The organism is Streptomyces sp. NPDC127100, from assembly GCF_042724095.1.
In the GTDB taxonomy this organism is placed as follows: Bacteria; Actinomycetota; Actinomycetes; order Streptomycetales; family Streptomycetaceae; genus Streptomyces.
On sequence record NZ_JBHXFL010000092.1, the window covers coordinates 1 to 8,336 of the forward strand.

Here is an 8,336-nt window from a genome sequence, read left to right on the forward strand (position 1 = left end):
ATGGTACTGCAGGGGGGACCCTGTGGGAGAGTAGGACGCCGCCGAACAAATATTGGGAAAACCCCGCACCTCACGGTGCGGGGTTTTCTGCGTTTAGGGTCGTCGTATGCGCTACGAACTGATCCTCTTCGACAACGACGGTGTCCTCGTCGACAGCGAACCGATCTCCAACCGCCTGCTGGCCGCCCACCTGACCGAGCTGGGTCACCCGACGTCGTACGAGGACTCGCTGCGCGACTACATGGGGTCCGCGATGCACCGGGTCCACGACCTGGTCCTGGAGCGGTCCGGCCGGCCGCTTCCGGAGGACTTCGACGATGTCTTCCACAGGCGGGTGTTCGCGGCCTTCGAGCGGGACCTGGAGCCCGTCCCCGGCGTCGTCGGTGTGCTGGAGAAGCTGGCGGCCGACGAGGTGCCGTACTGCGTGGCCTCTTCCGGGAGCCATGAGCGGATCCGCGTGGGGCATCGGAAGACCGGACTGGACCGGTGGTTCGACGACGCGCGGATCTTCAGCGCCGAGGACGTGGGCCGGGGCAAGCCGGCGCCCGATCTGTTCCTGCACGCGGCCGAGCGGATGGGCGTCGCACCGGAGCGGTGCCTGGTGATCGAGGACAGTGCGCTGGGAGTACGGGCGGCCGTGGCGGCCGGGATGGACGTGTACGGGTTCACCGGGATGACGCCGGCCGAGAGGCTCACCGGTGCCACTCGACTCTTCGGCGACATGGGGGAGTTGGCTGACCTGCTCGTATGACGGCGGGCAGCCGGCCCGTGCTGACATTTGTCATGCGGACCTCCGGACGGATGTTTCTACTGCGGGACCGGGCCCGGCCGCGAAGCTGTGTGCATGACGACGAACACGGGCACGGGCATCCAGCGGCAGCGCAAGAGTCGTACCTTCGTCTCCCTGCTCCTGGAGGTGGGGGTACCGGTCGGCTCGTACTACCTCCTGAAGGGCGCCTTCGGGATGAGCTCCGTCGCGGCGCTCGGCTGGAGCACCGTCGTGCCGGTGCTGCGGACCGGTTGGGGGCTGTCCAGGCACCGCGAGGTGAACGGCCTGCCCGTCCTCATCCTTCTGGTGAACCTCGTCGGGCTGCTGCTCAGCTTCGGGACGGGGGACGCCCGGCTGCTGCTCATGAAGGACAGCGCGATCGGCAGCGTGGTGGGGATCGTGCTGCTGGTGTCCGTGCTGACGGGGCGGCCGATGATGACCGCCACCCTCAAGCCGTGGCTGATCAAGGGGGACGCCCGGCGGGAAGCCGCGTGGGAGCGGCTGCGCCGGGAGTCGCCGGCGTTCCGGCGGGCGGAGCTGCGGTTCACCGGTGTGTGGGGCACGGCGTTCCTCGTCGAGTGCGTGGCCCGGGCCGCCGGCGCCTGGACGGTCCCCGTCGACACGATGGTCTGGCTGGGGACGGTCCTCATGGTCGCCGCGATGGTGCTGGCCTTCGTGATCAGTGGTGCCCTGGGCGCCGGCCCGATGGTGCACATGCTCGGCGCGTCCGTGGCCGCGGCCTCCGGTCCCGATGCCGTACCGGCCCAGGTCCCCGTCCTCGCCGAGCCCGGCGAAGTTGAGGTGGATTCACCTTTGGCGGGATCTACCCACCGGTAAGCCGGGGCCCTACGCTCGCCGCCATGACAGATGTGCTGCGGCGCGGCAGGGCCTCGTTGGCGTTCGGCTTCTTCGCGCAGGGGGTCGCCTTCGCCCTGCTCGTGACGCGCATCCCGGCCATCCAGGACCGGTACGGCGTCTCCGACGCGCTGCTGCCGGTCTTCCTGGCCGCCGTCCCCGTCCTCGCCGGTGCGGGGAGCGTGGCGACGGAGCGGCTGGTGCGGCGGATACGGCCCAGTCGGGTGCTGCGCTGGTCCCAGCCCGTGGTGCTGCTGGCGCTGCTGGGCGTCGGCGCGGGGGACCGGATGGCGGCCCTGGCCGTGGCGCTGGGGGCGTTCGGGCTGGCGGTGGGGGCGCTGGACGCCTCGATGAACATGCTCGGGGTGAGTCTGCAGCGGGCGTACGGGCGCAGCATCATGCTCGGGTTCCACGCGGTCTACAGTCTGGGCGGGATCCTGGGGGCCTCGCTGGCGTGGGCGGGGGCGCACTGGGATTGGGCCCTGTGGGTGTCGTATCTCCCGGCCGTGGCGGTGCTGTTGCCGGCCGCGCTGGTGGGGAGCCGGTGGTACGTCGACGGGGAGCGGACGGGCGCCGTGGCGGAGACGCCGGCGGGCGGGGGCGCCGGGGCGGGGGTCGGCTTCAAGGTGCTGCTGCCGCTGTGCCTGGTCATGACGTTCGCGTACATCGGGGACTCGACGGTCTCCAACTGGAGCGCGAAGTACCTCCAGGACGTGCTGGGGAGTTCGGAGCAGCTGGCGACCGTCCCGTACAACGTGTACATGGTGACGACGCTGGTGGGGCGGGCGGTCGGGGACTTCGGCGTGCGGCGGCTGGGGGCCGTCGCGGTGGTGCGGGGCGGGGCGGTCGTCGCGGCGGGCGGGTTCGCGGTGGTGGCCGCGGCGCCGGGGGCGTGGGCCGGGATGCTCGGGTTCACCCTGCTGGGGCTCGGGTTGTGCGTGCTGGTGCCGCAGACCTTCGCGGCGGCGGGGCGCCTGTTCCCCGGCGCGTCCGACGCCGCGGTGGCGCGGCTCAACGTCTTCAACTACGTCGGTTTCCTCGTCGGTTCGCCGTTGGTGGGCGCGCTCGGGGACGCCTGGAGCTACCGCGGTGCCATGCTCGTGCCGATGGTCCTGGTGCTGGTGACACTGGTGTACGCCAGGTCGTTCGAGGCTCAACCGGACCGATACGGTGGCGGGCATGAGCGGCCGCGCACAGCTGATGTGGGACGAGGCAGTAACGGGCTATGACTTCGGTCCGGACCATCCGATGGATCCGGTCCGGCTCGCCCTGACGCGAGGACTGGTCGGCGCCCTCGGGCTGGACCGCGAGGTGGACGTCGTCGCGGCGAAGGCCGCGGGGGAGTCGACGCTGCGGCTCGTCCACCGGGAGGACTACATCGAGGCCGTGAAGGCGGCCTCCGCGGATCCGGGCGCGGCGGACCCGGCGTACGGGCTGGGGACGGTCGACGATCCGGCGTTCCCGGGGATGCACGAGGTGTCCGCGCTGATCGCCGGGCAGTCGGTGGGTGCGGCGGAGGCGGTGTGGCGCGGGGACGCGCTGCACGCGGTGAACTTCGCGGGCGGGCTGCACCACGCGATGCCGGGGGCGGCGTCGGGGTTCTGCGTCTACAACGACGCGGCGCTGGCCATCGCGAGGCTGCTGGAGCTGGGGGCCGAGCGGGTCGCGTACGTGGACGTCGACGTGCACCACGGGGACGGGGTGCAGGCGGCGTTCTGGGAGGACCCGCGGGTTCTGACGATCTCGCTGCACGAGCATCCGCGGTCGCTGTTCCCGCAGACGGGGTGGCCGGAGGAGACCGGGGCAGACAACGCCGAGGGCTCGGCCGTGAACGTCGCGCTGCCGGCCGGGACCGGGGACGCGGGGTGGGTGCGGGCGTTCCACTCGGTGGTGCCGGAGCTGATCGCGGACTTCCGGCCGCAGGTGCTGGTGACGCAGCACGGGGCCGACACGCACTTCGAGGATCCGCTGGCGCATCTGGCGGTGTCCCTGGACGCGCAGCGGGCCGTGCAGGTGGCGTGTCACGACCTGGCGCACGAATACGCCGACGGGCGGTGGGTGGCGCTGGGCGGGGGCGGCTACGCGGTGGTGGAGGTGGTGCCGCGGTCGTGGACGCATCTGGTGGGGATCGCGGCGGGGCGGCCGGTGGAGCCGGAGACGGTGATTCCCGAGGGATGGCGGCAGGAGGTGTTCGCGCGGACGCGGCAGCTCGGGCCGATGCGGATGACCGATGGGCGGTGGCCGGTGGGGTGGGCCTCGTGGGAGGCGGGGTACGACCCTGCGGATCGGTTGGATCAGGCGGTGGTGGCTACTCGCCGGGCGGTGTTTCCCCTGCGGGGGTTGTTGGCGTGACCGTGGGGTGGGGCGGGGGCCTGGGGCGCCTGTGAGGTGCCCGGCGTGGGCGGCGGCTGGGGTTGGGCCGATTGTGGGGTGTTCGGGGGGATCGGGGGGCGGGGGCGGGTGGGGGCGGGAGGATGGGGGTGTGCTGAGCCGTGGAGCTCTTCGGGCTCATCTTCTGGACGCTCGTCTTGCCGGAGTCGTGGCCACCTCTCGCGAGGTGAGTCTGCGGAGCTACCGGCTGTTCGCCGCGCGGGACCCGCGGGTGCTGATCGGGATCGACCCGGAGGGCGACTGGGGGCAGCGGGAGCTGCTCGGGTTGATGGCGCGCAGGTGTGGTGTTTCAGCCGACCCGCGGCATACTTCGGGCCAGGATGTGATCGACCCCGAGCGGACGCTGACCGCTCTGGACGCCTTCGCCGGGCGCCTCGCCGCGGTCGCCGAGCGTCGCGCTCCGGTCCTCCTGGGCACCGGGCACCCGCATCGGCTGCTCGGTTTCTACGTCGCCCTGGCCGACGCCCTGTCGGCGGCGGGATGTGCTGTCCTCACCCCTGCGCAGGGTCGCCGTGTCGACATAACGACCCGGTTCGGTCTACGCACCTGCAACCTCGAGTACGTCCGCGGAGTCGGGTTGGTGCGGGAGGAGGACGCGGAACGCTCCGGGCGTGAGCCCGGCGCACACACGCACTCGCCGCTCCCGGTTCGGACCGCGCTGGCGGTGGCGGCCGAGGCCGACGGGCCGCTTCCCGAGTTGGTGATCGGGGACCACGGCTGGGTCTGCGGAGCAGGTCAACTGGGGTTCGAGGCCATCGGGCCGGGCGATACGAACGATCCCGCGCTCTTCGTGGGGGAGGCCGAGGGGCTGGTGTCCGTCGCCGTTCCACTTGATGACGGCGTGCGGCCCGAGTACTACCTGCCGCTCACCCGCTACGTACTCAATCGGGCGTGTCTGTCCCAGTAGCATGCCGATGGATGCACCTCTTCCCCATTCGCATCACCCGCACCTACATTGGGGAGTGAGCACGCAGCGACGAAGAGTCACCGGAAGGGGAAGCCGGTGGCCGTCGAGTGCGGAAGGTTCAGGTGTGTCATGGCTGCAGCTGGCGAAAGGCCTCTGAACGAGGTTCAGTTCCTTACCGTGGCGGAGGTCGCCTCGGTGATGCGCGTGTCCAAGATGACCGTGTACCGGTTGGTGCACAGCGGTCATCTGCCCGCGATCCGGGTGGGACGGTCGTTCCGTGTCCCGGAGCAAGCGGTTCACGAGTACCTCCGCGAGAGCTATGTGGGGGTGGAAACGGCCTGACGACCTCGATTACGACCTCAGCGCTCGGGCGGGTAGGCTGGCCCCTCGTAGGTCGTGTGGGCCCATGGCGCCCAAACAACCGAGTGATGAGAAGTGAGCGAGGGTAGTCGTGGGCTCTGTTATCAAGAAGCGGCGCAAGCGGATGGCCAAGAAGAAGCACCGCAAGCTGCTCAAGCGCACGCGCGTTCAGCGTCGCAACAAGAAGTAAGCGACGCTGCGCCGTCAGCGTGGTCTGTGGCCCCCCACCGCATCCGGTGGGGGGCCACAGTCGTCTTCCGGGGTCCGTGGCGTCCGGGTGGGCGTGAATTCCCGTCACGTGCTGCATCCGGCGGTCATCACAGCGCAACACCGACCGGCTAAGTTGGCCCGCAGGCGGGAACGCGGCAGGGTACGCAGTAGGGCGAGAGGAAGGCGCTGATCTTGGGCAAGGTCGTGCTCGTGACCGGGGTGGCCCGTCCGCTGGGAGGCCGGTTCGTCCGGCGGATCCAGCGCGACCCCGACGTGGACCGGGTCGTGGCCGTGGACGCCGTCGCGCCCGAGCACCATCTGGGCGGTGCCGACTTCGTGCAGGCGGACATCCGGCAGTCGGCCATCGGGCGGGTGCTGGCGGAGACGGGCGCCGACACGGTCGTCCACATGGACGTCACGGGCACCCCGCTGGGCAGCGGCAGCCGTACGTCGGTCAAGGAGACCAACGTCATCGGCACGATGCAGCTGCTCGGCGCCTGCCAGAAGTCCCCGACCGTGAAGCGGCTCGTGGTCAAGTCCAGTACGAACGTCTACGGTTCCGCGCCCCGCGACCCGGCCGTCTGCACCGAGACCACCCCGCCCAAGTCGCTGCCCAGCGGCGGTTTCGCCAAGGACGCCGTGGAGGTCGAGGGGTACGTGCGGGGCTTCGCGCGCCGCCGGCCGGACGTCGCGGTGTGCGTGCTGCGGTTCGCCAACATCCTGGGCCGGAGCGCCGACACGCCCCTCGCGTCGTACTTCGGGCTGCCGGTGCTGCCGACGGTGTTCGGCTACGACCCGCGGCTGCAGTTCGTGCACGAGGACGACGTGATCGAGGTGCTGCGCGTCTCCTCGCACGAGCCGCGGCGCGGCACGCTGAACAGCGGCACGTTCAACATCGCCGGTTCAGGTGTCCTGCTGCTCTCCCAGTGCTCGCGGCGGCTGGGCCGCCCCACGGTGCCGCTGCTGCTTCCGGCGGTCACCTGGGCGGGCTCCCTCGTGCGTACGCTGGGGATGACGGACTTCTCCCCGGAGCAGATCCGGCTGCTCACCCACGGGCGGGTCGTGGACACCACGCAGATGCGCGAGACCCTCGGATTCCGGCCGAAGTACACGACGGCCGAGACGTTCGCGGACTTCGTGCGCGGCCGCGGCCCGGGGCTGCTGCCGCCGGAGGCCCTCGCGGGGGCCGTCGACCGGATCGCGGAGCTGTCCCTGCGGGGCGGCGGCCCCCTCCCGACCCAGAGCGCCAACTGAGGAGCGCGACAACGATGGCGGACGCCAAGGTCATTCCGTTCGACGACGACCGGTCCCGGGGGAGCGGCGGGAGCGCGGGACAGCGCCCGGCGCGGCGCCGTGGTGGGGGGAGCCGGCTCAAGGGCGGCGCGGCGGAGTCCGTGCCGGTGCGCGAGGTGGAACCGCTGCCCGTCCGCGGGGCCGCGGGGGACGACGCGCGCGTGTCCGGCGGGTCGTCGCCGGGGTCCCGCGGTGACGGCGGTGCGGTGCGGTCACAGGACCCGGACGGCGGCCTCGAGCGGCGGGTCGCGGCCGGCCTGTCCTTCCTGCGGCGCCGTCTCACCGGTGACTACGAGGTCGACGACTTCGGCTACGACGCCGAACTCACCGACCAGGTCCTGATGTCGCTGCTCCGCCCGATGTACGAGAAGTACTTCCGGGTCGAGGTGAAGGGCGTGGAGAACATCCCGGCGGAGGGGGGCGCGCTGATCGTCGCCAACCACTCCGGGACGCTGCCGCTGGACGGCCTGATGATGCAGGTCGCGGTGCACGACCATCATCCGGCCGACCGGCACCTGCGGCTGCTGGCGGCGGACCTGGTGTTCGTGCTGCCGGTGGTCAACGAGCTGGCCCGCAAGCTCGGCCACACGCTGGCGTGCGCGGAGGACGCGGAACGGCTGCTGGCCCAGGGTGAGCTGGTCGGGGTGATGCCGGAGGGGTTCAAGGGCATCGGCAAGCCGTTCAGCGAGCGCTACAAGCTGCAGCGCTTCGGGCGCGGCGGTTTCGTGTCGACGGCGCTGCGGCAGGGCGCGCCGATCATTCCGTGCTCGATCGTCGGGGCGGAGGAGATCTATCCGATGATCGGCAACTCGAAGACCCTGGCGCGGCTGCTGGGCTTCCCGTACTTCCCGCTGACGCCGACCTTCCCGTGGCTGGGTCCGCTGGGTGCGGTGCCGCTGCCGACGAAGTGGACGATCCAGTTCGGTGAGCCGATTCCGACGGACGGATATCCGCCGGAGGCGGCCGAGGACCCGATGCTGATGTTCAACCTGACGGACCAGGTCAGGGAGCAGATCCAGCACACGCTCTACAAGTTGCTGGTGCAGCGGCGGTCGGTGTTCTTCTGAGGCGAGGCGAGGCGTGAGGGCGGGATGCGGTGAGTCGGCGGACGGAGTCCGGCGCAGCCGGGCGAAGCCCGCGCAGCGGTGCGAGGCCGGCGGTGTGGGTGGGCTCCAGCACACGCTCTACAAGTTGCTGGTGCAGCGGCGGTCGGTGTTCTTCTGAGAGCGGGTGGGGTGCCCCTGGTGTCGGGGCACCCCACGGTGTCAGTCCGCGTCCTCGCCGTGGATCCCCAGCCCGGGAAGCAGGCCGGGGAGGAGAGGCGGGAGGGTGACGTCCGGCTTGGGGAACGGCGCGCTGTCCCGGGGTGACGGGGTGGCGCTGCCGCTCGCCTCGGGCGGGTCGAGCAGGCCGCCGGTGTTGCCGCCGAGCAGGCCGTCGTCGGTGCTGCCGGAGGCGGCCGATTCGCTGGGGCCGCCGCTGACGGTGCCCGGACCTTCGGACGGCCCGCTGCTGCCGGTGCCGGGGGACGCGGAGCGTCCGGTGCCGGGT

Annotated in this window: 9 protein-coding genes and 1 pseudogene; 9 read left to right on the plus strand and 1 reads right to left on the minus strand. The window is 71.5% G+C overall.

Going from position 1 to position 8,336, the window contains the following annotated elements; genetic code table 11:
• The first annotated feature begins 106 nt into the window (after window positions 1-106).
• The 9 genes from ACFWJB_RS35220 (at window position 107) to ACFWJB_RS35260 (ending at window position 7,852) form a co-directional block, all read left to right on the plus strand.
• Window positions 107-751, plus strand: coding sequence for an HAD family hydrolase (locus ACFWJB_RS35220; protein WP_386927381.1), 645 nt, complete (start codon window positions 107-109; stop codon window positions 749-751).
• A gap of 93 nt (window positions 752-844) precedes the next feature.
• Window positions 845-1,606 (plus strand): VC0807 family protein, encoded by a 762-nt coding sequence (locus tag ACFWJB_RS35225; RefSeq protein ID WP_386927383.1) that lies wholly within the window; start codon window positions 845-847, stop codon window positions 1,604-1,606.
• A gap of 23 nt (window positions 1,607-1,629) precedes the next feature.
• Window positions 1,630-2,853, plus strand: coding sequence for an MFS transporter (locus ACFWJB_RS35230; protein ID WP_386927385.1), 1,224 nt, complete (start codon window positions 1,630-1,632; stop codon window positions 2,851-2,853).
• Window positions 2,804-3,976: an acetoin utilization protein AcuC gene (locus ACFWJB_RS35235; protein WP_386927387.1), complete on the plus strand. Its 1,173-nt coding sequence runs from the start codon at window positions 2,804-2,806 to the stop codon at window positions 3,974-3,976. Before ACFWJB_RS35230 ends, ACFWJB_RS35235 begins: the two co-directional genes overlap by 50 nt.
• A gap of 130 nt (window positions 3,977-4,106) precedes the next feature.
• Window positions 4,107-4,922 carry a phosphatase gene (locus tag ACFWJB_RS35240; protein WP_386927389.1) on the plus strand — a complete coding sequence of 272 codons (816 nt, stop codon included), beginning with the start codon at window positions 4,107-4,109 and terminating at the stop codon, window positions 4,920-4,922.
• A gap of 129 nt (window positions 4,923-5,051) precedes the next feature.
• The gene (locus tag ACFWJB_RS35245; protein ID WP_004984898.1) at window positions 5,052-5,264 is read left to right on the plus strand and encodes a helix-turn-helix domain-containing protein; all 213 of its coding nucleotides are present in this window, start codon (window positions 5,052-5,054) and stop codon (window positions 5,262-5,264) included.
• Window positions 5,265-5,373: 109 nt separating this feature from the next.
• Window positions 5,374-5,472, plus strand: coding sequence for a 30S ribosomal protein bS22 (locus ACFWJB_RS35250; RefSeq protein WP_003948845.1), 99 nt, complete (start codon window positions 5,374-5,376; stop codon window positions 5,470-5,472).
• Window positions 5,473-5,684: 212 nt separating this feature from the next.
• Window positions 5,685-6,746, plus strand: a complete 1,062-nt coding sequence (locus tag ACFWJB_RS35255; RefSeq protein ID WP_385472769.1) for an NAD-dependent epimerase/dehydratase family protein — start codon at window positions 5,685-5,687, stop codon at window positions 6,744-6,746.
• Between the two features lie 14 nt (window positions 6,747-6,760).
• On the plus strand, window positions 6,761-7,852 hold the full coding sequence (locus ACFWJB_RS35260) for a lysophospholipid acyltransferase family protein (RefSeq protein ID WP_386927392.1): 1,092 nt from the start codon (window positions 6,761-6,763) through the stop codon (window positions 7,850-7,852).
• A gap of 198 nt (window positions 7,853-8,050) precedes the next feature.
• On the opposite strand, the pseudogene ACFWJB_RS35265 reads toward ACFWJB_RS35260, so the two are convergent.
• A pseudogene (locus tag ACFWJB_RS35265) lies at window positions 8,051-8,336 on the minus strand (hypothetical protein); the annotation flags it as partial.

Excerpts from the sequence above, each read along its gene's own strand:
- ACFWJB_RS35245 (WP_004984898.1), top strand. The coding sequence starts at position 5,052 with ATGGCTGCAGCTGGCGAAAGGCCTCTGAACGAGGTTCAGTTCCTTACC.
- ACFWJB_RS35235 (WP_386927387.1), top strand. The coding sequence starts at position 2,804 with ATGAGCGGCCGCGCACAGCTGATGTGGGACGAGGCAGTAACGGGCTAT.
- ACFWJB_RS35220 (WP_386927381.1), top strand. The coding sequence starts at position 107 with ATGCGCTACGAACTGATCCTCTTCGACAACGACGGTGTCCTCGTCGAC.
- ACFWJB_RS35260 (WP_386927392.1), top strand. The coding sequence starts at position 6,761 with ATGGCGGACGCCAAGGTCATTCCGTTCGACGACGACCGGTCCCGGGGG.
- ACFWJB_RS35225 (WP_386927383.1), top strand. The coding sequence starts at position 845 with ATGACGACGAACACGGGCACGGGCATCCAGCGGCAGCGCAAGAGTCGT.
- ACFWJB_RS35230 (WP_386927385.1), top strand. The coding sequence starts at position 1,630 with ATGACAGATGTGCTGCGGCGCGGCAGGGCCTCGTTGGCGTTCGGCTTC.